The sequence below is a fragment of the Streptomyces sp. NPDC091972 genome, assembly GCF_044756385.1.
GTDB lineage: Bacteria > Actinomycetota > Actinomycetes > Streptomycetales > Streptomycetaceae > Streptomyces.
On record NZ_JBIVSV010000001.1, the window covers coordinates 141,217 to 165,433 of the forward strand.

Annotated in this window: 23 protein-coding genes; 14 read left to right on the plus strand and 9 right to left on the minus strand. The window is 72.0% G+C overall.

Going from position 1 to position 24,217, the window contains the following annotated elements:
• Positions 1-26 precede the first annotated feature (26 nt).
• On the plus strand, positions 27-1,052 hold the full coding sequence (gene ligD, locus ACIQJT_RS00625) for a non-homologous end-joining DNA ligase (RefSeq protein ID WP_402638673.1): 1,026 nt from the start codon (positions 27-29) through the stop codon (positions 1,050-1,052).
• On the opposite strand, the gene ACIQJT_RS00630 is transcribed toward ligD, so the two are convergent.
• The gene (locus tag ACIQJT_RS00630) at positions 1,039-3,231 is read right to left on the minus strand and encodes an OmpL47-type beta-barrel domain-containing protein (RefSeq protein WP_402638676.1); all 2,193 of its coding nucleotides are present in this window, start codon (positions 3,229-3,231) and stop codon (positions 1,039-1,041) included. The two genes, ligD and ACIQJT_RS00630, sit on opposite strands and share 14 nt — an antisense overlap.
• Positions 3,231-5,663, minus strand: coding sequence for a ThuA domain-containing protein (locus ACIQJT_RS00635; RefSeq protein WP_402638678.1), 2,433 nt, complete (start codon positions 5,661-5,663; stop codon positions 3,231-3,233). Before ACIQJT_RS00635 ends, ACIQJT_RS00630 begins: the two co-directional genes overlap by 1 nt.
• 255 nt (positions 5,664-5,918) lie before the next feature.
• On the opposite strand from ACIQJT_RS00635, the gene ACIQJT_RS00640 reads away from it, so the two are divergent.
• The 3 genes from ACIQJT_RS00640 (at position 5,919) to ACIQJT_RS00650 (ending at position 8,997) form a co-directional block, all read left to right on the plus strand.
• Entirely contained in the window at positions 5,919-6,899 is a 981-nt protein-coding gene (locus tag ACIQJT_RS00640; protein ID WP_402638680.1) for a multicopper oxidase domain-containing protein, read from the plus strand.
• Between the two features lie 14 nt (positions 6,900-6,913).
• Complete coding sequence (locus tag ACIQJT_RS00645; protein ID WP_402638682.1) at positions 6,914-7,828, plus strand: ornithine cyclodeaminase family protein; 915 nt, start codon at positions 6,914-6,916, stop codon at positions 7,826-7,828.
• A 140-nt stretch (positions 7,829-7,968) separates the two neighbouring features.
• Positions 7,969-8,997: a LacI family DNA-binding transcriptional regulator gene (locus tag ACIQJT_RS00650; RefSeq protein WP_402638685.1), complete on the plus strand. Its 1,029-nt coding sequence runs from the start codon at positions 7,969-7,971 to the stop codon at positions 8,995-8,997.
• Positions 8,998-9,168: 171 nt separating this feature from the next.
• Here the strand turns inward: ACIQJT_RS00650 and ACIQJT_RS00655 are convergent, their stop codons facing one another.
• The gene (locus tag ACIQJT_RS00655; RefSeq protein WP_402638687.1) at positions 9,169-9,963 is read right to left on the minus strand and encodes a VOC family protein; all 795 of its coding nucleotides are present in this window, start codon (positions 9,961-9,963) and stop codon (positions 9,169-9,171) included.
• A gap of 283 nt (positions 9,964-10,246) precedes the next feature.
• On the opposite strand from ACIQJT_RS00655, the gene ACIQJT_RS00660 reads away from it, so the two are divergent.
• Positions 10,247-10,522 (plus strand): WhiB family transcriptional regulator, encoded by a 276-nt coding sequence (locus tag ACIQJT_RS00660; RefSeq protein WP_365454152.1) that lies wholly within the window; start codon positions 10,247-10,249, stop codon positions 10,520-10,522.
• Between the two features lie 178 nt (positions 10,523-10,700).
• Here ACIQJT_RS00660 and ACIQJT_RS00665 read toward each other — a convergent pair whose 3' ends face one another.
• The 3 genes from ACIQJT_RS00665 to ACIQJT_RS00675 all read right to left on the minus strand — a co-directional run bounded on the left by ACIQJT_RS00665 (position 10,701) and on the right by ACIQJT_RS00675 (position 14,847).
• Entirely contained in the window at positions 10,701-11,678 is a 978-nt protein-coding gene (locus ACIQJT_RS00665) for an acyl-ACP desaturase (protein WP_053849156.1), read from the minus strand.
• Positions 11,679-11,884: 206 nt separating this feature from the next.
• The gene (gene ddaH / locus ACIQJT_RS00670; protein WP_402638690.1) at positions 11,885-12,661 is read right to left on the minus strand and encodes a dimethylargininase; all 777 of its coding nucleotides are present in this window, start codon (positions 12,659-12,661) and stop codon (positions 11,885-11,887) included.
• A 563-nt stretch (positions 12,662-13,224) separates the two neighbouring features.
• Complete coding sequence (locus tag ACIQJT_RS00675; RefSeq protein WP_402638692.1) at positions 13,225-14,847, minus strand: ABC-F family ATP-binding cassette domain-containing protein; 1,623 nt, start codon at positions 14,845-14,847, stop codon at positions 13,225-13,227.
• A 284-nt stretch (positions 14,848-15,131) separates the two neighbouring features.
• Here ACIQJT_RS00675 and ACIQJT_RS00680 point away from each other — a divergent pair, with 284 nt between their 5' ends.
• Together ACIQJT_RS00680 and ACIQJT_RS00685 are read left to right on the plus strand one after the other, a co-directional pair.
• Positions 15,132-15,779: a GPP34 family phosphoprotein gene (locus ACIQJT_RS00680; protein ID WP_365454164.1), complete on the plus strand. Its 648-nt coding sequence runs from the start codon at positions 15,132-15,134 to the stop codon at positions 15,777-15,779.
• Between the two features lie 58 nt (positions 15,780-15,837).
• The gene (locus tag ACIQJT_RS00685; protein WP_365454167.1) at positions 15,838-16,674 is read left to right on the plus strand and encodes an isocitrate lyase/phosphoenolpyruvate mutase family protein; all 837 of its coding nucleotides are present in this window, start codon (positions 15,838-15,840) and stop codon (positions 16,672-16,674) included.
• Here ACIQJT_RS00685 and ACIQJT_RS00690 read toward each other — a convergent pair.
• Positions 16,668-17,084, minus strand: coding sequence for an SsgA family sporulation/cell division regulator (locus tag ACIQJT_RS00690; protein ID WP_053849161.1), 417 nt, complete (start codon positions 17,082-17,084; stop codon positions 16,668-16,670). The genes ACIQJT_RS00685 and ACIQJT_RS00690 overlap by 7 nt on opposite strands.
• Positions 17,085-17,334: 250 nt before the next feature.
• On the opposite strand from ACIQJT_RS00690, the gene ACIQJT_RS00695 reads away from it, so the two are divergent.
• Positions 17,335-18,438: a WD40/YVTN/BNR-like repeat-containing protein gene (locus ACIQJT_RS00695; RefSeq protein WP_402638695.1), complete on the plus strand. Its 1,104-nt coding sequence runs from the start codon at positions 17,335-17,337 to the stop codon at positions 18,436-18,438.
• A gap of 51 nt (positions 18,439-18,489) precedes the next feature.
• Positions 18,490-18,819, plus strand: a complete 330-nt coding sequence (locus ACIQJT_RS00700; RefSeq protein WP_053849163.1) for a hypothetical protein — start codon at positions 18,490-18,492, stop codon at positions 18,817-18,819.
• Positions 18,820-18,823: 4 nt separating this feature from the next.
• Here the strand turns inward: ACIQJT_RS00700 and ACIQJT_RS00705 are convergent, their stop codons facing one another.
• Positions 18,824-19,120: a YciI family protein gene (locus ACIQJT_RS00705; RefSeq protein WP_365454171.1), complete on the minus strand. Its 297-nt coding sequence runs from the start codon at positions 19,118-19,120 to the stop codon at positions 18,824-18,826.
• A gap of 42 nt (positions 19,121-19,162) precedes the next feature.
• Between ACIQJT_RS00705 and ACIQJT_RS00710 the strand changes: the two genes are divergently transcribed.
• Both ACIQJT_RS00710 and mmpA read left to right on the plus strand, forming a co-directional pair.
• Positions 19,163-19,852, plus strand: coding sequence for an endonuclease V (locus tag ACIQJT_RS00710; RefSeq protein ID WP_402638698.1), 690 nt, complete (start codon positions 19,163-19,165; stop codon positions 19,850-19,852).
• Positions 19,853-19,914: 62 nt separating this feature from the next.
• The gene (mmpA, locus tag ACIQJT_RS00715) at positions 19,915-20,073 is read left to right on the plus strand and encodes a morphogenic membrane protein MmpA (protein WP_402638700.1); all 159 of its coding nucleotides are present in this window, start codon (positions 19,915-19,917) and stop codon (positions 20,071-20,073) included.
• 79 nt (positions 20,074-20,152) lie between these two features.
• Here mmpA and ACIQJT_RS00720 read toward each other — a convergent pair whose 3' ends face one another.
• Complete coding sequence (locus ACIQJT_RS00720; RefSeq protein ID WP_402638702.1) at positions 20,153-21,331, minus strand: saccharopine dehydrogenase family protein; 1,179 nt, start codon at positions 21,329-21,331, stop codon at positions 20,153-20,155.
• 91 nt (positions 21,332-21,422) lie between these two features.
• Between ACIQJT_RS00720 and ACIQJT_RS00725 the strand changes: the two genes are divergently transcribed.
• From ACIQJT_RS00725 to ACIQJT_RS00735, 3 genes are all read left to right on the plus strand, one after another.
• Positions 21,423-21,803 (plus strand): MmcQ/YjbR family DNA-binding protein, encoded by a 381-nt coding sequence (locus ACIQJT_RS00725; RefSeq protein WP_402638704.1) that lies wholly within the window; start codon positions 21,423-21,425, stop codon positions 21,801-21,803.
• Positions 21,804-21,912: 109 nt separating this feature from the next.
• On the plus strand, positions 21,913-23,067 hold the full coding sequence (locus ACIQJT_RS00730) for a CaiB/BaiF CoA transferase family protein (protein ID WP_402638707.1): 1,155 nt from the start codon (positions 21,913-21,915) through the stop codon (positions 23,065-23,067).
• Positions 23,064-24,206 (plus strand): acyl-CoA dehydrogenase family protein, encoded by a 1,143-nt coding sequence (locus ACIQJT_RS00735; RefSeq protein WP_402638709.1) that lies wholly within the window; start codon positions 23,064-23,066, stop codon positions 24,204-24,206. Before ACIQJT_RS00730 ends, ACIQJT_RS00735 begins: the two co-directional genes overlap by 4 nt.
• The last annotated feature ends 11 nt before the right edge of the window (positions 24,207-24,217 follow it).

The following is a 24,217-nucleotide window of genomic DNA, read 5'->3' on the forward strand; positions in this document are numbered from 1 at the left end:
TGCCGGGCTCGCTTACCGTGGCTCGCATGGGTGACGCGGTGGAACTGGAGGCGGGCGGCCGGACCGTACGGCTGTCCAGCCCGGACAAGATCTTCTTCCCGGAGCGCGGCTTCACCAAGCTGGACCTCGCCCGCTACTACCAGGCCGTCGCGCCCGGCATCCTGCGCGCCCTGCGCGACCGCCCCACCACCCTGGAGCGCTACCCGGACGGGGTGACCGGCGAGAACTTCTTCCAGAAGCGGGCCCCCAAGAACATGCCCGACTGGATCCCGACCGCCCACATCACCTTCCCCAGCGGCCGCAGCGCCGACGAGATGTGCCCCACCGAGGAGGCCGCCGTCCTGTGGGCCGCCCAGTTCGGCACGCTCACCTTCCACCCCTGGCCGGTCCGCCGCGCCGACGTCGACCACCCGGACGAACTCCGCATCGACCTGGACCCGCAGCCCGGCACGGACTACGACGACGCCGTGCGCGCTGCACACGAACTGCGGTCGGTGCTGGCGGAGTTCGGCGGTCTGCGGGGCTGGCCGAAGACCTCCGGCGGACGCGGCCTGCACGTCTTCGTGCCCATCGAACCGCGCTGGACCTTCACCCAGGTGCGGCGGGCGGCGATCGCGGTCGGGCGCGAGATGGAACGCCGGATGCCGGACCACGTGACCATCAAGTGGTGGAAGGAGGAGCGCGGCGAGCGCATCTTCCTCGACTACAACCAGACGGCCCGCGACCGCACGATCGCCTCCGCCTACTCGGTACGGCCCCGCCCGCACGCCCCCGTCTCCGCCCCCCTGCGCTGGGAGGAGGTCGGCGAGGCGCACCCGCGGGACTTCGACATCGCGACCATGCCCGCGCGCTTCGCCGAACTCGGCGACGTGCACGCGGACATGGACGATCACGCCTTCTCGCTGGAGCCTCTCCTGGAACTGGCCCGCCGTGACGAGCACGACCACGGCCTTGGCGATCTGCCGTACCCGCCCGAGTATCCGAAGATGCCGGGGGAGCCCAAGCGGGTACAGCCGAGCCGTGCCAGGAAGCCCGGTCCTACAGCTCCTTGATCCTGACGTCCCGGTACGAGATCACGTCCGTCGTGCTGTGCACCTGGAGTCCGATGTAGCCGGAGGAGAACCGCCGTCCGTCCGTGCCCGGGTCGTCCGAGCGGGCGGGGTAGAACTCCTGGCCGCCGATGTTGTCGAACTCGTTGATCAGCACGCCGTTGCGGTAGACCGAGTAGTGCTGGTCGACCACCCGGATCTCGTAGTCGTTCCACGTGCCCTTCTGGGTGACGCCCGCACCGGCGAGCCCCACCCGGTCGAAGCCGTAGACCGACCCGGTCTTGTACATGTCGCCGGACGGCGAGTCGAACACCTGCACCTCGTGGCCGTACTTGATGGCCGCCCACTCCGGCCGGGGCTCCTCCGGGTGGTCGTGGACCCACGGGAACCGCACGAACACACCGGAGTTGGCGTTGCCGGTGCCCGGGGCGTCGTCCCGCCACTGGAGCTTGAGCGAGAAGTCGCCGTACTTGCGTTCCGGGAACCAGAGCATGCCGAGACCGTCCCGCGTGGTGCCGGACGTGATCGTCCCGTCGCCGTTCGGGGCGAACGAACCGCCGCCCACCTGCTGCCACTTGGCGAAGGAGGCCGCGCTGCCGTCGAGGATCGTGCGGTAGCCCGCGGTCTGCCCCGGCCTGCCGATCCCGGACTCGCGGGCCGCCGCGTCGATCGCGTCGTACTCGCGCTCGTCGACGACCCCTTCCTTGTAGAGCTTGTCGAGGACCGTCTTCACGTGCTTGAGGAACAGCGCGTGGGACGTCCACTCCTTCTCGTCCTCGATCAACTCGTTGATACGGCACCGGCTGTTGGTGATCCGGTTCGGCACCCCGGAGTCGACCGTGCCGACGATCACCGTCAACCGCTCGTCGAGCTCGGCGCAGTTGGGCGCCGGGACCTGACTTGAGACCACAGTGAAGGTCACCGTGCGCGCCGCCGAGGTGTTGCCCGCCTTGTCGGTCGCCCGGTACGCCAGGGTGTGCGTGCCCGCCCGGTCGACGACCACGGGAGCGGTGTACGCGAGGTAGGGTCCGGCGTCGATCGAGTACTCGACCCCGGCGACACCCGAACCGCCCTCGTCCGTGGCGCTCACGGTGACGCGGGCGTTGCCCACGTAGGCCCCGTCGGAGTTCCGCGTGCCGTCCACGGTCACGCCGGTCACCGGCGGGACGGTGTCCTGCGGGGCCGCCGCGACCACCGTGAACCGGACGCTCTTCTCGGCGGCCACGTTGCCCGCCTTGTCGGTCGCCCGGTAGCGCACGGTGTGGGAACCGACCTGGTGCACCATCACCGGCATGGTGTACGGCTGCCAACTCCCGTCGTTCACCGCGTACTCGATGGTGTTGACCCCGGACCCGGTGTCGGACGCGGACACGGTCACCGTGGCCATGTCGATGTAGGTGCCGTCCGGGTTCTGCTCGCCGCTGACCGTCGCCGAGGTGTCCGGCGGGGTGGTGTCGTCGGAGGGCGGCGGGACGACCGTGAAGGCGACGCTCTTCTCGGCGGAGACGTTGCCCGCCTTGTCGACGGCCCGGTAGCGGACTGTGTGGTCGCCGACCTGGTCGACCACGACCGGGGCGGTGTACGGCTGCCAGGCGCCGGTGTCCCCGATCGCGTACTCGATCCGGTCGACGCCGGAGCCGCCGGCCTCGTCGGTCGCCGTGACCGCCACGCTCGCCGAACCGACGTACTGGCCCTGCGCGTTCTGCGTGCCGCTGACCTGGGCCGTGGCCGACGGCGCGGTGGTGTCCTCGCCGCTGCCCTCGGTCACCACGAGGATGCCCTGCATCTGGCCGTGGCCCGGGATCGTGCAGTGGTAGAAGTAGCGGCCCGGGGTGAGGGTGACCTCGGCGGTGTGCCGGCCGCCCATGTCGTCGTTGGGGTTGGCGAGGATGTTGAGCTGGACGTCGTCGTTGAACTCGGGGTCGCTGGTCACGAAGGTCAGCGTGTGCGGCATCCCGGTGGTGTTGCCGGTGGCCGCGCTGTTCTCGAAGACGATCGTGGCCGGACCCGCGACCGCGGTGGCCGGGGCCGAGGTGTACTTGGTGATGTCGTCGCCGGCGGTCCAGGTGAGTGTCTGGGCCGCCGCCGCGGCCGGGTCGGGCCGTGCCTCGGACGCCGACTGGAGGCCGAGCACCATCAGCAGGGCCGCCACCAGGACGGTCAGAGCTCTCCGGGGGTGCATCACTGCCCTCCTCTCGCGAGCTGTCCGGCGGCCGGGGTCGGCCCGCCGCCCGTGTAGGTGACCCGCCACAGCGCCGACTTGGCGTCCGAGGTGAAGAACCCGCGTCCGTAGTCGAGGACGTACAGCGCGCCGTCCGGGCCGAACTTCCAGGCCATGAGGTTCTTGATGCCGTCGTTGCCGATCGGCACGATCTTCTTCAGGGACTCGGAGTGGACGGGCAGCCCGCCCTCGCCGTGGTTCCCCGGGTCGGTGATGACCGCGTTGCGCGGCTGGTCGGCGTCGTAGAAGTCACCGACGAACCACTTGCCGTCCCAGTAGGAGGGCCACTTGACGGTGCTGCCGGCCGCGGCGGTGTCGTAGCGGTAGACCGGACCGTTCATCGCGGCCTGGCCGCCGCCCTTGAGCCAGGGCAGCAGGTACTTGGCCTGCTCCTGCTTGTAGGACGGGATGCCGCTCGCGTCGCGTGGGTAGTCCGGGGCACCGCCCTGCGGCGAGTACCAGATGTTGTTGCCGGTGACCGGCGGCAGGTTGACCAGACCGTCGTTGTTGGGCGACTCGTTCTTCGGATGGTCGCAGTCGTACCAGCCCAGCGGCTGGTCGGGGTTGGGCAGGTTGCGGTCCCGGTAGGGCTGCTTGTTGCCCATGCAGTACGGCCAGCCCCTGTTGCTCGCCTTGGTGATGACGGCGAAGGTGTCGTACTTGGCCGGGCCCCACGTCGTCGAGGGCGCGCCGGCGTCCGGGCCGACCCATCCGGCGTACAGGACGTCGGTCTTCTTGTCGACGGAGATCCGGGCCGGGTTCCTGACGCCCATGACGTAGATCTCGCCGCGGGTCTTGCCGCCGCCCTCGGCGGTCTCCTTGCCGGTGAAGAGGTTCCCCTCGGGCAGGGTGTACGTCCCGTCGGCCTCCGGGTGGATGCGCAGGATCTTGCCGTTGAGGTTGTTGGTGTTGCCCGCGGTGCGGCGCGCGTCCGCGAAGGAGACGCCCTTGTAGTTGGGCTGCGGGTTGTTGCCCGAGTAACCGCCGCTGAAGCCGCTGGAGTTGTTGTCACCGGTCGCGATGTACAGGTTGCCCTTCGAGTCCCAGGCCATCCCGCCACCAGCGTGGCAGCAACTGTGCACCTGTACCGGCCACTTGAGCAGGACCTTCTCGCTGTTCAGGTCCAGCTTGTTCGTGGCGAGGTCGAGCGTGAAGCGGGAGACCCGCCGCTCGGCCATCTGCGTGTCGCGGTTGAGGCGGGAGTGCGGGGTGTAGTGCAGGTACACCCAGCCGTTCTCCTCGAAGCGGGGGTCCAGCTCGATCCCGAGCAGCCCCTCCTCGACCTTGACCAGCTCGTCGCCGCCGCCCTTGTTGCCGAACACGGTCAACGCGCCCGCCAGGGTGACCTTCTTGGTGCTCGGGTCGTAGACGTGGATCTCGCCCTTGCCCTTGCCGATGTCGGGGTTGTTCCAGTCGGTGATCACGGGCTGGGAGGAGTCGGCGCCGCCCCGGCCGATGTACAGGACCCGTCCGTCGGGTGCGGTGACCAGGCCGTGCGGTTCGCCGATCTGGTCGTTCTGCCCCGGCTGGTTGGGCTGGGTGAGGCGCTCCGCCTTGTAGTTGGCGTTGATCGTGGCCTTGCAGTCGGCCTGGACGAGACGCGAGGTCCACAGCAGCGCGCCGCGCAGATGGGCCCGGAAGTCCGTCTCGTCGTACGAGGAGACCGTGCCGCCCATGCCCGTGTAGAAGGACCGGCCGCCGTCGTAGTCGCGGCACCAGCTCACCGGGTGGTCCCAGCCGTTGGCGCTCGCGCCGGGCTGGTAGGTCGACTCGCGCACCCGGGCCACGGTGTGCACGTCGCCGGAGGGGTTCTTCGTCCAGTTGAACCACTGGTCGGGGCGCTTCCACTGCACCGGCAGGTTCTTTGTCGCCGGGTGCTGCCGGTCGCCGACCTCGACGGTGGCCCGCTGGACGGCCGTCGGGCTGGAGGCGGCCGGGCGGGCGCCCACGAGCCCCGTGAACCAGTCGGAGTACGGCTCGGCGCGGGCCGCGTCATGGACGCCGACGAAACCGCCGCCCGCCTCCATGTAGGCCTCCAGGCCCGCTTCCTGCTCGGGGTCGAGGACATCCCCGCCACCGGTCAGGAAGACGATCGCGTTGTAACCGCCGAGCGCCTTCTCGTCGGTGAAGACCCTCGCGTCGTCGGTGGCCTCGGTCTCGAACCGCTGGTTCGCCGGACCGGACAGCCCGATGCTCTCGATCGCCGCGATCCCGGCGTTGACGACCGGCGACTCCTCCCCGCCGGCCGCGGAGCCGTAGAAGACCAGCACCCGCACGTCCCCGCCGCCCGGCGGCGACTTGACGGACATCGTTGTCACGGTCGGATCGGGAGCGGGCAGCGCCCCCGCGGCCGGTCCGGACATCAGCCCGGCGGCGACGACCCCCGCGGTCACGGTGGCCGTCCAGATCCGTCTCCTCGCACTTCCTCCGCTTCTCGCGCTCAACCCTCGTAAGTGCATGGGCACCTCCTCGGTCACAGCAACAGCGCCTTGGAAGCTAGACCCCTTTGCCTCACTCGCCAATACCTATGACCGGGATCGGACGAACTTTGTCCTGAGTGTGGATAAACGGCTCCGCGGCCGGTACCGTCTCACAGGTTCATCACAGGTACGTCTCGGCAAAACCCGTATCACGATGGGGAGTTCTGCATGGGCGCGCTGAACAGACGTGGCTTCAACCGGCGGGTGCTGCTCGGTGGCGCGGCGGTCGCGACATCGTTGTCGCTGGCCCCGGAGGCCCGCAGCGAGGCAGGTCCGGCGCAGGCGGCCCCGGGCGGCGGCGAGGTCAGGCGCATCAAGCTGTACGCCGAGAGAATGGCCGACGGACAGATGGGCTACGGCCTGGAGAAGGGGAAGGCGACCGTCCCCGGCCCGCTCATCGAGCTCAACGAGGGCGACACCCTGCACATCGAGTTCGAGAACACCATGGACGTCCGGGCGAGCCTGCACGTCCACGGCCTGGACTACGAGGTCTCCAGCGACGGGACGAAGCTCAACAACAGCGACGTCGAGCCGGGCGGCACCCGCACCTACACCTGGCGCACCCACGCCCCGGGCCGCCGCGCCGACGGCACCTGGCGGGCGGGCAGCGCGGGCTACTGGCACTACCACGACCACGTGGTCGGCACGGAACACGGAACCACCGGCATCCGCAAGGGCCTCTACGGGCCGGTGATCGTCCGCCGCAAGGGCGACATCCTGCCGGACGCGACCCACACCGTCGTCTTCAACGACCTGCTCATCAACAACAAGCCGGCGCACTCGGGGCCCAACTTCGAGGCCACGGTGGGCGATCGGGTCGAGTTCGTGGTGATCACGCACGGCGAGTACTACCACACGTTCCACATGCACGGTCACCGCTGGGCGGACAACCGCACCGGCATGCTCACCGGGCCCGACGACCCGAGCCAGGTCATCGACAACAAGATCGTGGGCCCGGCGGACTCCTTCGGCTTCCAGGTCGTCGCGGGGGAGGGGGTCGGGGCGGGCGCGTGGATGTACCACTGCCACGTGCAGAGCCACTCCGACATGGGCATGGTCGGCCTGTTCCTGGTGAAGAAGACGGACGGGACGATCCCCGGGTACGAGCCGCACGAGCACACCGGGCAGCGGACCGAGCACCATCACTGACCGATCATGGGCGGGTGACTCTTCTTCTCACGCGCGGCGACCTGGAGACGGTGCTGGAGCCGGCGACCTGCCTGGACGTGCTGCGGGACGGCTTCCGGGACGCGGACACCGAGTCGATCGCGGGACAGCGGGTGCGCACCGACCTCCCCTTCCCCGGTACGGCGACCGCGCTGATCCCGGGCCTGCTGCCCGGCGTTCCCGCCTACACGGTGAAGGTCAACGCCAAGTTCCCCGGCGCTCGGCCCGCCCTGCGCGGGGTGATCTGCCTGCACAGCGGTACCGACGGTGAACTGCTGGCGCTGCTCGACTCGGCGACGGTCACGGCATGGCGGACGGGGCTCGCGGCCGCGCTGGGCACGCACCTGCTGGCCGGGTCGGGGGAGACGGTCGGCGTCGTCGGGGCGGGTGCGCAGGCGGAGCTGATGGTGCGGGGCCTCGGGGTGCTACGGCCGCGCGGCGCCCTCGTCGTCCACGACACGTCCGCCGACCGCGCCGCGGAGTTCGCCGAGCGGCACGGCGGCCGTGTGCTGTCCTCCGCCGCGGAGGTCGCCGGGGCCGCCGTCATCGTCCTGTCGGCGACCTGGTCCCGGGAGCCGCTGCTGCACCTGCACGAGACCAGGCCGGGCCAGCACTTCACGAGCCTGGGCGTCGACGAGCCGGGCAAGGCGGAACTGGCGGCCGATCTGCTGGAAGCGGCACTGCTGGTGGTCGACGACCGCGAACTCGTCTCCGACGTGGGCGTGTTGCGGCGGCCGGACGCGACCCTGGGCGAGATCGTCCGCTCCGAGCACCCCGGCCGCGCGGCCGGCACGGACCGTACCGTCTACGCTCCCGTGGGCCTGCCCTGGCAGGACCTCGCGCTGGCCTGGGCGGCGTACGGGCGGGCCGACAGGGAAGGGATCGGGCGGCGAGTGGATCTGCTGGCCTGAAGTCGCTCACCCGATGTCCGGAAGACCGTGGCGTGCGGGGCGCTGGGCAGCCGGCCTCCGGCGCCCCTCCGGAGAGCGCTCTCACCGCGTCCTCGCCCCGGGGCTATCCTGATCCGCACCCGCCGACGAGGAGCCCCGAAGTGACCGAGACAGCGCCGCGCCCGACTCTGGAGGCCGTGGCGGCCCGGGCCGGGGTGTCGCGGGCCACCGTGTCCCGGGTGGTGAACGGCGGGGACGGGGTCAGGGAGCCGCTCGTCGAGCGGGTCCGCAGGGCCGTCGAGGAACTCGGCTACGTGCCCAACCAGGCCGCCCGCAGCCTCGTCACCCGGCGCCACGACGCCGTCGCCGTGGTCGTGGCCGAGCCGGAGACACGCGTCTTCGCCGACCCCTTCTTCGCGCTGCAACTGCGCGGGATCAGCAAGGAGCTGACCGCCCACGACAACCAACTCGTGCTGCTGCTCACCGAGGGCCGCGACGACCACGCCCGCGTCGGACGGTATCTCGCCGGAGGGCACGTCGACGGCGCGCTCGTCTTCTCGCTGCACCTCGACGACCCGCTGCCCGGACTGATCCAACGAGCCGGTGTTCCCACGGTGTTCGGCGGGCGGCCCGGCTGGAGCGACGGGACGACGGACGTCGTGTACGTCGACAGCGACAACCGGGGCGGCGCCCGCGCGGCCGTACGGCACCTCGCCGGACTCGGGCGCGGCCGCGTCGCCCACATCACCGGCCCCCTCGACCAGACCTCCGCGGCGGACCGGCTCGACGGCTACCGGGACGTCATGGGCGACGCCGACCCGGGGCTCGTCGTGCCGGGAGACTTCACCCCGGGCGGCGGGGAGCGGGCGATGCGGGAACTCCTCGCCCGCTGCCCGGACGTGGACGCGGTGTTCGCCGCCAACGACCTCACCGCCTCCGGCGCCCTGCGCGTACTGCGCGAGCACGGGCGCCGGGTGCCCGAGGACGTGGCCGTGATCGGCTTCGACGACATGCTGCCGGTCGCCGAGCAGACCGATCCGCCGCTGACGACGGTCCGTCAGGACATCGAGCAGATGGGCCGGTTGATGGCCCGCCTGCTGCTGCGGGACCTCGACCCCGCTCGCACGGGAGCCGCACCGGCGGGTGGTGTCGTCCTGCCCACCACGCTGGTGCGGCGCGCCTCCGCCTGACCCGATCGCCCGCCAGGGCCTGTCCGACAACTCCCGCCTGCCTCGCGACGCCAAGCACGCGCCCCCATCCTCGAACCTGCCGCACAGGACCCGGCCAGGGGGACCCCCGGAGCACGCACCTGACGCCGCGAGGCCGCCCTCCGGGCGACCACGGGAATCGTCGGACAGGTCCTAGGCCGCCTGCCGCGGATCGCTCTTGATCACCGCGAAGCGGGCGCCGTACGGATCGGCCAGCTTGGCGACCCGGCCGACACCGGGCACGTCCGTGGCGGGCAGCCGGACGGTGCCGCCCAGCTCCTGCGTCCGCGCGACCGTCGCGTCGGTGTCCGTGACCTCGAAGTACGGCATCCAGTACGGCCCGGCCTGCGCCTCCAGCGGATCGTCGACGAGCGGGACGATGCCGCCGAACATGGCGTCCTCGTCCTGGCCGTCCGGCAGCACGGTCGTGTACGTGCCGCCCGGGAAGTCGACACCGTAGGTCTCCAGGCCGAGCGCCGCGCGGTAGAAGTAGGCGGCCATCGGCAGGTCGGCCGTGTACAGCTCGACCCAGCACAGCGAGCCCGGCTCCTGCGTGACGTCGAGCCCCTTGTTCCGCCCGGGCTGCCAGATGCCGAAGGGCACGCCCGCCTTGTCGGCGAGGATCGCCATGCGGCCCTGGTCCATCACGTCCATGGGCTGCATCAGCACCGAACCGTGCGCCTCCTCGGCCGCCTTCGCGGTGGCGTCCGCGTCCGGCGTCTGGAAGTACACGGTCCAGGACGGCGGGCCCTGGTCCGGTGTGGTCTGCATGCCGCCCGCGGCGGTCCGGCCGCCGAGCCGGAAGAAGCCGTAACCGCCGGCCTCGGGCGGGCCCGGCTGGAACTCCCAGCCGAACAGGCCGCCGTAGAAGGTGGTGGCGCCGTCGATGTCGGGGGTGCCGAGGTCCAGCCAGTTCGGAGCGCCGGTGACATAACGGGTCGTGAGCATCTCTGCCCTCCTCTGAGGGGTCCCGTTGCCTGTACCGCCGAGTCTTGCACCGTCCACTGACAATCGCCGCCGGTACGCCGATGCGGGTCGGTGACGGCTCCGGTGGCCGCCCCGCCGGGGAACCCGGAGAGGTGCCGGCGGGGACGCGCCGGTGAACGGTTTCCGCGCGCCGCCGTGCCCGCCCGCACCGGGCAGGGGACCATCAAGGCGGCCGGAGGCCGTGAACGGCGGCGTTGATCGCGCGTTGATCGAACGTTTTTCGCCGCCCGGCACGATCTCGGCCATGCACATCGACACCATCACCCCGTCCGACCCCGCCTGGCAGGCACAGGCGTTGTGCGCGCAGACCGGGGCGGACTTCTTCTTTCCCGAGCCGGGCAGCTCGGTGCGGGAGGCGAAGCGCATCTGCGGCATGTGCGAGATGCGCTCGGCCTGCCTCGAGTACGCCCTGGCCAACGACGAACGCTTCGGCGTCTGGGGCGGCCTCTCCGAGAAGGAACGGCTGGCCATCCGACGCGGCTGCACAACCGACGAGGGGACGGGACGGGAGTGCGGTTAGGGGCCCGGGCCCGGCGCGGGCACACCGATGCGCCGCCGTACCCCTACGGCGGCGTCGGTGTCTGACAGGCCCAGGGAGAAGCCGACGGTCCGCCGGGCCGTGCCGCTGACACCCACGCCCGCGTGGCGATGCGGGCGGTGAGCCGCCTGCCGGATGTCCGCCGGGCCCGCCTGGGGCGTCAGGCTCCCGCGCGAGCCGCCATCCGCGCCTTGCGGGCCGCGAGCTTCTCGTCGAACTTCAGGGCCTCCGCGTCCAGCCCGTTCATATACAGACCGAGCTCGTCCTGCGCCCGCTGCCCCTCGGGCCCGAGGCCGTCGATCTCCATGACCTTCAGGAAGCGCAGGACGGGCTGGAGCACGTCGTCGTGGTGGATACGCATGTTGTAGATCTCGCCGATCGCCATCTGCGCGGCGGCCCGCTCGAAGCCGGGCATGCCGTGGCCGGGCATCCGGAAGTTCACGATCACGTCGCGCACCGCCATCATCGTGAGGTCGGGCGCGAGCTCGAAGGCCGCCTTCAGCAGGTTCCGGTAGAAGACCATGTGCAGGTTCTCGTCGGTGGCGATGCGCGCCAGCATGCGGTCGCAGACCGGGTCACCGGACTGGTGGCCGGTGTTGCGGTGCGAGACGCGGGTCGCGAGTTCCTGGAAGGACACGTAGGCCACCGAGTGCAGCATGGAGTGGCGGTTGTCCGACTCGAAGCCCTCGCTCATGTGGGCCATGCGGAACTGCTCCAGCTTGTCCGGGTCCACCGCGCGGGAGGCGAGCAGGTAGTCGCGCATCACGATGCCGTGCCGGCCCTCCTCGGCGGTCCAGCGGTGCACCCAGGTGCCCCAGGCGCCGTCCCGGCCGAAGAGCGAGGCGATCTCGTGGTGGTAGCTGGGGAGGTTGTCCTCGGTGAGGAGGTTCACCACGAGGGCGATCCGGCCGATCTCGGTGACCTTGGACTGGCCCTTCTCCCAGGCCTCGCCGTCCTCGAAGAAGCCGGGGAAGTTGCGGCCGTCGCTCCATGGCACGTACTCGTGCGGCATCCAGTCCTTGGTGACCTTCAGATGCCGGTTGAGTTCCTTCTCGACCACTTCCTCCAGCGCGTACAGCAGTCGCGCGTCGGTCCACTCGGAGGACGGGCTGCCGAGGTGAGGGGAAGTGATCGTCACAGGTACTCCAGGGGGACGCGACAGAACATGTACGGGGTCCGGCGGGCGGCGCCGGGAACCTACGGAATCGTAGGCTACGAAACCGTAGGTTACGAGGCCGTAGGTTAAGGGGGCCGTAAAGGCTCCTGATCAGCAGCGTTCCCCGGGCATGACAAGCGGCCCCGGAACCGCAGGTCCGGGGCCGCCGGAGTGAGGGGATCACCCGGTCAGGCGTACAGGTCGCGCAGCCGCACTGAGAGGCACGTCACACAGCCTTCGAGCTTCTCGAACTCGCTGATGTCGACCACGACCGGTTCGAACCCGAGGTCGGTGAGCAGCTCCGCGGTCTTCGGCGCGCTCGCCGACATGAGCAGCTTGGGGCCGCCCAGCAGGACGACGTGGGCGCCCGCCTCCTCCGGTACGGACAGGAAGCGCGGGAAGAGCGCGGGCCGGTCCACCTTGGGGATGTGCCCGATGACGGTCCCGTCGGGCAGCGCGGTGACCGCCGACTTCAGGTGCAGCACCTTGCTCACCGGCACGGCGACGACCCGGGCCCCGAGCGGTTCGAAGGCGGCCCGCACCTGCTGGACCCCGGCCGCGTTGGTGCGTCCGCCCCGGCCGACGTAGATCGTGTCACCGATCTTCAGCACGTCGCCGCCGTCCAGGGTGCCCGGTTCCCAGATCCAGTTCACCGAGCAGCCCAGGCGGGCCACGGCCTCCTCGACGCCCATGGTCTCCTCGCGCCGGGACTCGGCCCCGGGGCGCGCGATCAGGGCGACGTTCTTGTACATGACGACGGTGTCCTCGACGAACACCGAGTCCGGGCAGTCGTCCTCCGGGTCCACCTCGACGGTCTCCCAGCCGTGCGCGCGCAGGGCCTCGACGTACGCCTCCCACTGCTCGAGCGCGAGGTCGACGTCGACCTTCTCCCGCTCGACGTGCGTCACCAGACCTTCGGCGAGGCGCGGGCTGGGGCGGCGGACGAGGGCCTTCTTGCTGGGCACGAAAGAAACTCCGTATCGGCGGGGCAGGGGCGGCGCGCGTGACGGGCGCCGGTCAGCCATCATGCAGCGCCGGTCCGTGTCGACAAAACCCCCGCAGCCAGGCTGTGCCCCTCCTGAGACGCTCCGGGCCCGAGCTCCGTCACTCCCGTGACGGACCGCGCGCCCCGCACGGGCCTCCTGCCTGCCACACGCGCGCGTGCCGCTCACGCTCTCTACGGCGCCTGCCCGCGTGTGCCGCTCGGGGCCCGCGCGCGTGCCCCGCCCTCGCAACCGCGGCACCGACGCCGCCGTGGGCCCGACAGTACCGGCGCCCTCGCCCCCGCCGCCGGAGACCGCGGTGCCGCAAGCACGTGTGCCGCTCACGGTCTCCTGCGGCGACCGCACGCGCGTGTGTTGCTCTCGGGCCTCTCAGTACATACACGCGCATGGGCCGCGGCCTACGCCCCTCGCGGCAGCCGCACGGCCGTCCCAGTGCCCGCGTCGCCGGAGTGCGCGACGCCGGTCGCGGGACACCCGGTGGATGCCACGGGGACGGCGCCGCTCGGAGCGTGGGGGCGCCGTGGTCACGACAGCGACTCCAGGGTCTGTGGGGTCACCTCCCGCAGTTCCCCGTCCAGCATCAGCCAGCGTGTGATGCCGATCGACTCCAGGAACGGCAGGTCGTGGCTGGCCACGACCAGTGCGCCCTCGTACGACTCCAGGGCCGAGGTCAGTTGTCGCACGCTCGCCATGTCGAGGTTGTTCGTCGGCTCGTCGAGCATGAGCAGCTGGGGTGCGGGCTCCGCCAGCATCAGCGCGGCGAGGGCCGCCCGGAAGCGTTCGCCGCCGGACAGCGTCGACGCCTGCTGGTCGGCCCGGGCACCCCGGAACAGGAAGCGGGCGAGACGGGCCCGCACCCGGTTGTTGGTGGCGCCCGGTGCGAACCGCGCCACGTTCTCGGCGACCGACAGCTCACCGTCGAGGACGTCCAGACGCTGGGGCAGGAAACGGAGCGGGACGTGGGCCGTGGCCTCGCCCGACACCGCCTCCAGCTCCCCGGCGATCGTGCGCAGCAACGTCGTCTTGCCCGCGCCGTTGCGCCCGATCAGCGCGACCCGCTCCGGGCCCCGCAGGTCGAGGCCGCCCCTCACCCGAGCGCCGTAGGCGAGTTCCAGGTCCATGAGGGTCAGGACCGTACGGCCCGGCGGCACGGCCGTGTACGGCAGGTCGACGCGGATCTCGTCGTCGTCCCGTACCGCCTCCACGGCCTCGTCGAGCCGGTCCCTGGCCTCGGCCAGCTTCTCCTCGTGCATGATGCGGTGCTTGCCCGCGGAGACCTGGGCCGAGCGGCTCTTCAGCTTCATGACGGCCCGCGGCTCGCGCTTGGTGTCGTACATCTTCTGGGCGTAGCGCCTGCGGTGGGCCAACTTGACCTGGGCGTCCACCAGTTCGCGCTTCTGGCGGCGGAAGTCGGACTCGGCGACCCGCACCATCCGTTCCGCCGCCTCCTGTTCGACCGCGAGGGCCTCCTCGTAGGCGGAGAAGTTGCCGCCGTACCAGGTGACCTCCCCCGCGCGCAGGTCGGCGATCTGGTCGACCAGGTCGAGGAGTTCACGGTCGTGGCTGACCACCACCATGACCCCCGGCCAGGAGGCGACGGCCGAGTACAGCCGCCTGCGGGCGTACAGGTCCAGGTTGTTGGTGGGCTCGTCGAGGAGCAGGACGTCCGGCCGGCGCAGCAGCAGAGCGGCCAGGCGCAGCAGCACCGACTCGCCGCCCGAGACCTCGCCGATCCGGCGGTCCAGCCCGATGTGCCCGAGACCGAGTTCGCCGAGGGTGGCCAGGGCCCGCTCCTCCACGTCCCAGTCGTCGCCGACGGTCTCGAAGTGCTCCTCGGACACGTCGCCCGCCTCGATGGCGTGCAGCGCGGCCCGCTGCGCGGAGACGCCGAGCACCTCGTCGACCCGCAGTGCGGTGTCTAGCGTGACGTTCTGCGGGAGGTACCCGACCTCGCCGGCGACGCGCACGGTGCCGTCGGCCGGGGCGAGTTCACCGGCGATGAGCTTCAACAGGGTCGACTTCCCTGACCCGTTGACCCCGACGAGCCCCGTCCGTCCGGGGCCGAAGGCGATGTCGAGGCCCTCGAGGACGGGGGTGCCGTCGGGCCACGAGAAAAAGAGGGAGGTGCAGGTGACAGAAGCAGACATACGGGTCTCCGCGGTTGCTCGAAGCGAGAAGGGGCAAACGCGTATCGAGACACCCGCGACCACGGGAGGCGACAGGGAACCGGAGGGCACGGACAGGGTCCGGCACGTCGGAACGGCTCGTATGCCGAGGTCGCACGCGGCGGCACACACCTCAGGTGTGTGACACGGTGTCTCAGGACCTCAGACGAGCAACGTCCTTCTCCGATCGACGGCAACAGAAGCGTTCTACAACGTACGAGGCGGCCCCAGGGCTGTCAACGAGTTAACGCGCCTTAGGAGGCACCGTGCCCGACGGCCCGCTCTCCCTGCCGGCCCAGCTCTACCTGCTGGCCTGGGACACCTCGAAGTCCGAGACGGCCGGCGCCGCCCAGGTCCCCCAGGTGGTCCGGGCCGGTGCCCTCGTCGAGCTGGCCCGGCGCGGGCTGCTCCTCGACGTGGACGGGATCGCCACGCCGGTCGACATGGACGCCGAGACCGGGGACCCGGTCCTGGACGGGCTGCTCGAACTGGTCCGCGAGTCCCGGCCGCACCGGTGGCGGAGCTGGGTGACGCCCCACACCCGGGTCACCCTGGACGCCGTACGGGAACAGCTCACCGCAGGCGGGCACCTGGCCGCCCGCAAGCGGCGGGCCCTCGGGCTGTTCCCCACGGTGGAGTACGCCCTGGCCCGCCCGGCCGTCGTGCGGGCGCTCCAGGAGGAGGCCCGGCAGGTCCTGCGGGGACCGCTGTCGGCCGTGGACGTCCCCGAGCGGGACGCGGCCCTCGTCGCGCTCGCCGCGGCGGCCGGGCTGCGCACCCTGCTGCCGCGCGGGGAGCATCACGAGACCCGGGTCGAGGATCTGGTCGAGCGCTCCGGGCAGGTGGCGCCGGTGCTGCGGGAACTGGTCCACGGGGTCCGCGGGGCGGCGGCCTCGGTGGCGGCGCGCGCCTGAACGCCGGTGTCGGATTCCTGCCAGCACCGCTGCGGGGGCCGGTGGTTGGCTGGGACGCATGACCCACCAGGACACGCTCCGCGACCGCGCCCTCGCCTTCCGCTCCCTGCACGTCCCTGGCACCCCGCTCGTGCTGCCGAACGCCTGGGACCTCACCAGCGCCCGTGTCGTCGAGGACGCGGGCGCCGCCGCCGTGGCCACCACGAGCGCCGGGCTCGCCTGGGCCCTGGGCGCGGCGGACGGTGACCGCCTGGGCCGGGAGCGGGCCCTGGACGGCGTGCGGCGGATCGCCGCCGCGGTGGGCGTGCCGGTCAGCGCGGACATCGAGAGCGGTTACGCGCGGGACGCGGCGGGCGTCGCCGACACCGTGCGCGCGGTGCTCGCGGCGGGCGCGGTCGGGGTGAACATCGAGGATGCCCGGTACGGCGACGGGGGAGAACCACTGCGGCCGGTCGGCGAGCAGGCGGAGCGGATCGCGGCTGCCCGGCAGGCCGCGGACGCGGCGGGCGTGCCGTTGTTCGTCAACGCCCGGATCGACACGTTCCTGCGCGGAGCCGGGGGAGTGGACCTCACCGCGGAGCGGGCCGCCGCCTTCCTCGCCGCCGGCGCCGACGGGATCTTCGTCCCCGGGGCCGTCGACCCGGGGACCGTCAAGCTGCTCGTCGACGCGATCGACGGTCCGCTGAACGTCATGGCAGGACCCGGCGCCCCGTCCGTCGCCGAGCTGGCCTCACTCGGCGTGGCGCGGGTCAGCGTCGGCTCGGGCATCGCCCAGGCCGCGCACGCCCTGGTCCGCCGCGCCGCGCGGGAGCTGCTGGACGCGGGGACGTACGACGCGCTGGCCGACGGGCTCGACTACGGCGAGCTCAACGCCCTGCTGGGCGGAGGTCAGTAGGCGTCGCGCATCAGCTCGGCCAGGTCGTGGTCGAGGTCGAGCTGGAGGTGCTCCAGACCGGTCGGCACGAGGTCGTTGGTCGCTTCCAGGAACCGGCGCAGCTCGCCCGTGCGCACATGCACGACGGCGGTGCCCTCGGGGGCGTGGAACTCGAGAACGGTGCGGTCGTAGCCGTACGGCCGCACCCGGACGTCACCGTGGCCCTCGGGCTCGTGCAGGCCGGAGGTGAGCAGTTCGCGGCTGAAGGTCCAGCACACCTCGACGCCCTCCAGGGTGGCCGGGGCAGGGAAGGTCATGCGGACGGCGAACGGATCACAGCGGTCGTAGTGCAGGGTGGCGGGAATGCTCGGCATCCGCGGTGCCGCGGCGACGAGACGGGCCTCGACGGGCTGCTCGATGACGGTGGACAACGCCTTGCTCCCTCGTGACGGCTGACAGGGCTTCCGGGTGGGACGGGCACTGGAAGAGACGTCGGAATGAGTCAATCCGTGTACACGAAGGGCGAGTGACCTCTGTCACCGTCTTCATGCACCTGTGTGATCCAGTCCCTTTCCCGTGCCCCGGGAGGCACAGGTGACACCCGGCGCGCCGGTGGCCGGGCGTCCGAGGGCATCTGGACGGCGCCGGGAGCGTGGGCTAGCTTCGCCCGCCATGAGGCGCATGGGGATCACGCGAGGCAAGAGACGGACGGGCCTGACGATGCGGGCCATCACCGCGACAGCGGCCTGTGCGGCGGCGCTGGCCGCCCTGACCGCCGTACCGGCTGAGGCGCACGACCCGGACGGCCGTGCACCGCACTGGGAGCTCAAGGACAGCGGTACCCCCGAGGTGCGGTTCCGCGGGCTGTCGGCGGTCAGCCGGAACACCGCCTGGCTGGCCGGCACCCAGGGCACCGTGCTGCGCACCACCGACGGCGGGGCGAGCTGGCGCGACGTCTCACCGCCGGGTGCCGCCGAGCTCCAGTTCCGGGACGTCGAGGCGTTCGACGCGCGCCGCGCGGTGGTCCTGGCCATCGGGGAGGGCGAGGCGTCCCGCGTCTACCGCACCGAGGACGGCGGCGCGACCTGGACCGAGTCCTTCCGCAACACCGACGCCAGGGCCTTCTACGACTGCCTCACCTTCTTCGACCACCGCCACGGCCTCGCCATGAGCGACCCGGTGGACGGGAAGTTCCGCATCCTGTCGACCTCCGACGGCGGCCGCTCCTGGAAGGTCCTGCCGGACAAGGGCATGCCGGCCGCCCTCGACGGCGAGGCGGGTTTCGCCGCGAGCGGGCAGTGCCTGGTCAGTTCCGGGCCCCGGGACGTCTGGCTGGCCACCGGCGGCGCCGCACGCGCGCGTGTACTGCACTCCGCCGACCGGGGACTGACCTGGACGGCGTCCGACGCGCCGATCCCGGCGGGCGACCCGGCGAAGGGGGTCTTCGCGCTCGCCTTCCGCGACCGCGTCCACGGACTCGCGGTCGGCGGCGACTACCGCCCCGACCAGAGCTCGCCCAGCGCCGCCGCCCGCACCGGCGACGGGGGCGCGACCTGGCGGCCCGCCGCCGCCCCGGTGCCCGCCTACCGCTCCGGTGCGGCCTGGCTCCCGCACAGCCGTACCGCCGCCCTCGCGGTCGGCCCCACGGGCACGGACCTCACCCGGGACGGCGGCCGGACCTGGCGGACCGTCGACACCGGCTCGTACGACACCGTGGACTGCACGGCCGACGGCGGCTGCTGGGCGGCCGGGGAGAAGGGACGGGTGGCACGCCTGGAGAACTGAGTGGCGGAATGCGGGGTACCCGGCCGCCGACGGCGAAAGGAGTGATCCCCCATGCCAGCCGGTTCGAACTCGAAGCGGGAACGCCAGTACGAGCACATCAAGAAGAGCGCCGAGGACAGGGGTGAGAGCACCGGACGGGCCAAGGAGATCGCGGCGCGGACGGTCAACAAGGAACGCGCCCGCTCCGGGGAGTCCAAGACCGCCAGCCGCACCTCCACCAAGGACATGTCCTCGGGCAAGCGGGGCGGCCAGCGGTCCGGGAAGGGTTCCCAGGGCCCGACCTACGACCAGCTCTACGAGGAGGCCAAGCGCAAGGGGGTCAAGGGCCGTTCGGACATGAACAAGAGCCAGCTCCAGCGCGCCCTCGGCAACAAGGGCTGACCGGTCAGCCGGGCGTCTCCCGATACGGCTCCAGTGCCGGGGCCGTCTTCGTCGCGGCGAACTCGGTGACGCGGTACGCGCACACGCCGGCCGTGACGAAGGGGTCGCCCGCGGCGATCTCCTCGATCCGCGCACGGTCCTCCGCGACGGCGATGATCACCCCGCCGTCGCGGGGGTTCTTGGGCCCGGAGGCCAGGAACACACCCCGCTCGTACTGCTCCTCCAGCCAGGCGACATGCGCCGGCAGCACGGCGTCCACGGCGTCGAGCGGGGCGGTGTAGGTCAGTTCCAGTACGAACATGATCGCGAGCCTACGCCGCCCCGCCGTACGCTCGTGCCCACGATGACGACAGTGGACATCCCCGCGGGCTGGCCCGCGACCGAGGAAGAGGCCCGCGCGGTCCAGGACGATTTGCGGCCGCGGACGGTCCTCGACGAGCCGGGCCCGCCGCCCGGCACCGGCCGTGTCACCGGGGTCGACGTGGCCTACGACGACGACCGGGACGTGGTCGCGGCGGCGGCCGTGGTGCTGGACGCGGCGACCCTGGAGGTCGTCGCCGAGGCCACCGCCGTCGGCCGGATCTCCTTCCCGTACGTCCCCGGCCTGCTCGCCTTCCGCGAGATCCCCACGGTCCTCGCCGCCCTCGACGCCCTGCCGTGTCCGCCCGGCCTGGTGGTCTGCGACGGCTACGGCCTCGCCCACCCCCGCCGCTTCGGCCTCGCGAGCCACCTCGGCGTCCTCACCGGCCTGCCGACGATCGGCGTCGCCAAGAACCCGTTCACCTTCACCTACGACGACCCCGGCGCCCGGCGCGGTGCGTGGACGCCGCTGCTGGCGGGCCCGGAGGAGGTCGGCCGGGCCCTGCGCACCCGCGACGCGGTGAAGCCGGTCTTCGTCTCGGTCGGCCACCGCGTGAGCCTCGACAACGCCTGCGCCCACACGCTCGCGCTCACCCCGGCCTACCGCCTCCCGGAGACGACGCGCAGGGCGGACGCGCTGTGCCGACGGGCGCTGCGGGAGGCGACGTCCTGAGTACGTCGTCTGAGTATCTGTACGGATGTGCGGGCCCCGGCGCGCTCGGCAGGCTGTTCCGCATGACGACGCACCGCATGACCCACCGTTCCCCCAAGCCCCTCACCGACCCGAACCGGCCCGTCGAGCGCGCCGTGACCGCCGCGCTGGTGCTCGGCGTGCTCGCGGGGCTCGGCTGGATCGCGGCCATGATCTACACGGTGGTGGGCTGGTCGTTCTGACGGGGGCGCACCGGCTCGCCGCCGTACCGGCTTTCCGGCCGGCCGCCGCTAGGGTTGACCGGCCCCCCGCCGCGCGGGTTCACCGGGTCGCCGCCACCCGGAAGGTGATCCCGGCCCGCCGCAGGCGCTCGATCAGGGCGTCCCCCATCGCCACCGCCGTCGTGACCTGACCGGACGTCTCCGGGAGGTCGTCGAAGGCCAGGGACAGCGCCGACTCGGCGAACATCTTGGCCGTCTCGTCGTACCCGGGGTCGCCACCCTTGACCTCGGTGAACACCCTCCGGCCACCGCCCTCGCCGACGAAACGCACCGAGAACCAGCTCTTGGCACGCTTCTCGGGGCTCGGTCCGTCACCCGGCCTGACCCGGCCGGACAGCCAGCGCCGCGCGGGCGGCACCTGGGCCGCGGCGAACAGGGCGCCCACGGCCGCGACCCCGCCCACGGCCACCGGCAGCCGCCGTACGGCCGCGTAGTGCCGGTAGCGGAAGTCCGGGCCGTACCGCTCCAGCGCCTTCGCCGAGCGCCGCACGATCTGCGCGTCGATGGTCGGCAGCGGCAGGGCCCAGGCGCCCACCTCCGGCGCGTACCGCGGGGTGCCGGTCGGCGCGGCGGCCCGTCGGCCCACCAGGCGCGGTTCGTGCCGGGAGCGGTCCCGGGCGGCGGCGAGCATCTGGCGGCCGCGGGCGAACTGGTTGAGGGCCGACGCGAAGGTCCCGCCGGAGAACATGGCGTCCGCGGTCACGAACCCGTCGACGGTGAGCGGCACGCCCTCCGGCAGCTGCCGGACCGTGAACCAGGCACCCAGGTCGTGCGGGACCGAGTCGAAGCCACAGGCGTGCACCAGCCGTGCGCCCGTCTCACGCGCGCGTGCGTCGTGCCGGACGTACATCAGGTCCACGAACTCCGGCTCGCCGGAGAGGTCGAGGTAGTCCGTGCCCGCGTCCGCGCAGGCGGCGACGAGCTCCTCGCCGTACGTCAGATAGGGCCCGACGGTGGTGGCGACCACGCGCGCGTGCCCGGCGAGGGCGCGCAGCGACTCCGGGTCCGACACGTCGGCCGTGAGCACCCCGGCCTCGGTGCCCTCGGGCAGCCGGTCGCGCAGCGCCTGGAGCCTGTCCTCGCTGCGGCCGGCGATCGCCCAGCGCAGATCGTCCGGTCCGTGCGCGGCGAGGTACTCCGCGGTGAGCGCGCCCGCGAAGCTCGTCGCTCCGAAGAGCACGATGTCGTAGGGACGGTCCGACCTCTTCAGCCTGCTCATGACACTCCTGGATCCGCCGCACGCGCCGTTGTCGGTGGCCGAGGCTAGCGTGAGGAGTGCGGAGCCCGACGACGAACCCGGAGGTGGGGCGGTGACCGTGCCCAGGAATGCCCTGAAGAAGTGGGAGAAAGTGCGCGAGTTCGCCCTCGGGCTGCCAGGGGCGACGGAGGAGTTCCCGTGGGGCGAGACCGTCGCCAAGGTCAACAAGAAGGTGTTCGTCTTCCTGGGCATGAGCGACGGCAGCTACCCGATGGGCGTCACCGTGAAGCTGAAGGACGCCGAGGCCCACGCCCACGCGCTGACCTTCCCGGGCGCCGAGCCCGCCGGGTACGGCCTGGGAAAGGCCGGCTGGGTCCGCGTCCCGCTCGCGGAGAAAGGCGCCCCGGCGGCGGACCTGCTGTGCGACTGGGGCGAGGAGAGCTACCGCGCGATCGCGCCGAAACGGCTGATAGCGGAGCTCGACGAGCGGTGACCGCGCCGATAATTGGCTAAGCGCTTGCTCGTCCAGGTCTTGTGTCCACTGGAACGCGTTCTTAGCATCACTGGTGTTACATCGGTTGTGTCACGCCAATGGGGGCTGGATGACAACGGCAACGACGCCCGGGCACGGCCCGCTCACCGGCGTGCGCGTGGTCGAGCTGGCCGGCATCGGGCCCGGCCCGTTCGCCGGCATGCTCCTCGCCGACCTCGGGGCCGACGTCGTCCAGGTGTCCCGTCCGGGCGGCGCCGCCCTCTCGATCGACCCCGGCCACGACCTCACCAACCGGAACAAGCGCTCGGTGGTCGTCGACCTCAAGGCCCCCGGGGGAGCCGCGCGCGTGCTCGACCTCGCCGCCCGGGCCGACATCCTGATCGAGGGCAACCGCCCCGGTGTCGCCGAGCGCCTGGGCGTCGGCCCCGAGGACTGCCACGCCCGCAACCCCGCCCTCGTCTACGGCCGGATGACCGGCTGGGGCCAGGAGGGACCGCTGGCCCAGCGCGCCGGGCATGACATCGACTACATCGCGCTCACCGGCACCCTCGGCATGATCGGGGAACCGGGCCGCCCCCCGGCCGTGCCCGCCAACCTCCTCGGCGACTACGCGGGCGGTTCCCTCTATCTCGTCGTCGGCGTTCTCGCCGCCCTGCACCACGCGCGCGCGACCGGCACCGGCCAGGTCGTCGACGCGGCCATCGTCGACGGCACCTCCCACCTCTCCGCGATGATCCACGCCATGACCGCGGCCGGCGGCTGGCAGGACCGGCGCGGCGCCAACCTCCTGGACGGCGGCTGCCCCTACTACGGCACCTACGAGACCGCCGACGGCAAGTACATGGCGGTCGGCGCGCTGGAGCCGCAGTTCTACGACCTCTTCCTCGACCTGCTCGGCCTCCCGGACTACGCGGACGCCCGCAAGGACTGGACCCGCTGGGGCGACCTGCGCGAGGCGGTCGCGGCCCGCTTCCGCAGCCGTACCCGCGACGAGTGGGCGGCCGTCTTCGAGGGCACCGACGCGTGCGTGGCACCCGTCCTGTCGCTGCGGGAGGCCCCCGACCACCCGCACCTCGCCGCCCGCGGCACCTTCACCGACCACGGCGGCATCACCCAGCCCGCGCCCGCGCCCCGGTTCTCCGCGACCCCCACGGCCGTCCGTACCGGACCCGTCCGGGCCGGCGCCGACACCGCCGAGGTGGCACGGGACTGGGACGTGCCGGACCTCGTGAAAGACCAGGAACTCCGGAAAGGCCCCGAATGAAGCGGCAGCTGTTCGCCCCCGAGCACGACGCGTTCCGCGAGACCGTGCGCGCCTTCCTGGCCAGGGAGGTGCTGCCGCACTACGCGCAGTGGGAGAAGGACGGCATCGTCTCCCGCGAGGCCTGGCGGGCGGCCGGAAAGCAGGGCCTTCTCGGGCTCGCCGTGCCCGAGGAGTTCGGGGGCGGCGGCACCACCGACTTCCGCTACGCCACCGTCCTCGCCGAGGAGTTCACGCGCGCGGGCACTCCGGGACTCGCCCTGGGCCTGCACAACGACGTCATCGGCCCCTACCTCACCGGCCTCGGCACCGAGGAGCAGAAGCGCCGCTGGCTTCCCGGCTTCTGCGACGGCTCGCTGATCACCGCCATCGCCATGACCGAGCCCGGCGCGGGCTCCGACCTCCAGGGCATCCGCACCCACGCGGAGGACCGCGGCGACCACTGGGTGCTGAACGGCTCCAAGACCTTCATCTCCAACGGCATCCTCGCCGACCTGGTGATCGTCGTAGCGAGGACCACCCCCGAGGGCGGCTCCCGCGGACTGTCGCTGCTGGTCGTCGAGCGCGGCACGGCGGGCTTCGAACGCGGCCGCAACCTCGACAAGATCGGCCAGAAGGCCCAGGACACGGCCGAGCTGTTCTTCCACGACGTGCGCGTGCCCAGGGAGAACCTCCTGGGCGAGCACAACGGCGCCTTCGGGCACCTGATGACCAACCTCGCCCAGGAGCGCCTGAGCATCGCCGTCTCCGCGATCGCCGCCGCCGAACACCTCCTGGAGATCACCACCGCGTACGTCAAGGAGCGCGAGGCCTTCGGCCGGCCGCTCGCCACCAAGCAGCACATCCGGTTCGAGATAGCCGAGATGGCCACGGAGTGCGCCGTCACCCGGACGTTCGTCGACCGCTGCGTCGAGGACCACTCCGACGGGGGACTGGACGCCGTCCACGCCTCCATGGCCAAGTGGTGGGCGACCGAGCTCCAGAAACGGGTCGCCGACCGCTGCCTGCAACTGCACGGCGGCTACGGCTACATGAGCGAGTACCCGGTCGCGCGGGCCTTCACCGACGGCCGGATCCAGACCATCTACGGCGGCACGACCGAGATCATGAAAGAGATCATCGGCCGTTCCCTGCTGAGCTGACCCTCATCGAA

Bases quoted from the DNA above. Each gene is read 5' to 3' on its own strand.
- ligD (WP_402638673.1), top strand. From the start codon at position 27: ATGGGTGACGCGGTGGAACTGGAGGCGGGCGGCCGGACCGTACGGCTG.
- ACIQJT_RS00630 (WP_402638676.1), bottom strand. From the start codon at position 3,231: ATGCACCCCCGGAGAGCTCTGACCGTCCTGGTGGCGGCCCTGCTGATG.
- ACIQJT_RS00640 (WP_402638680.1), top strand. From the start codon at position 5,919: ATGGGCGCGCTGAACAGACGTGGCTTCAACCGGCGGGTGCTGCTCGGT.
- ACIQJT_RS00655 (WP_402638687.1), bottom strand. From the start codon at position 9,963: ATGCTCACGACCCGTTATGTCACCGGCGCTCCGAACTGGCTGGACCTC.
- ACIQJT_RS00660 (WP_365454152.1), top strand. From the start codon at position 10,247: ATGCACATCGACACCATCACCCCGTCCGACCCCGCCTGGCAGGCACAG.
- ACIQJT_RS00675 (WP_402638692.1), bottom strand. From the start codon at position 14,847: ATGTCTGCTTCTGTCACCTGCACCTCCCTCTTTTTCTCGTGGCCCGAC.
- ACIQJT_RS00685 (WP_365454167.1), top strand. From the start codon at position 15,838: ATGACCCACCAGGACACGCTCCGCGACCGCGCCCTCGCCTTCCGCTCC.
- ACIQJT_RS00695 (WP_402638695.1), top strand. From the start codon at position 17,335: ATGGGGATCACGCGAGGCAAGAGACGGACGGGCCTGACGATGCGGGCC.
- ACIQJT_RS00700 (WP_053849163.1), top strand. From the start codon at position 18,490: ATGCCAGCCGGTTCGAACTCGAAGCGGGAACGCCAGTACGAGCACATC.
- ACIQJT_RS00705 (WP_365454171.1), bottom strand. From the start codon at position 19,120: ATGTTCGTACTGGAACTGACCTACACCGCCCCGCTCGACGCCGTGGAC.
- ACIQJT_RS00710 (WP_402638698.1), top strand. From the start codon at position 19,163: ATGACGACAGTGGACATCCCCGCGGGCTGGCCCGCGACCGAGGAAGAG.
- mmpA (WP_402638700.1), top strand. From the start codon at position 19,915: ATGACGACGCACCGCATGACCCACCGTTCCCCCAAGCCCCTCACCGAC.
- ACIQJT_RS00720 (WP_402638702.1), bottom strand. From the start codon at position 21,331: ATGAGCAGGCTGAAGAGGTCGGACCGTCCCTACGACATCGTGCTCTTC.
- ACIQJT_RS00730 (WP_402638707.1), top strand. From the start codon at position 21,913: ATGACAACGGCAACGACGCCCGGGCACGGCCCGCTCACCGGCGTGCGC.
- ACIQJT_RS00735 (WP_402638709.1), top strand. From the start codon at position 23,064: ATGAAGCGGCAGCTGTTCGCCCCCGAGCACGACGCGTTCCGCGAGACC.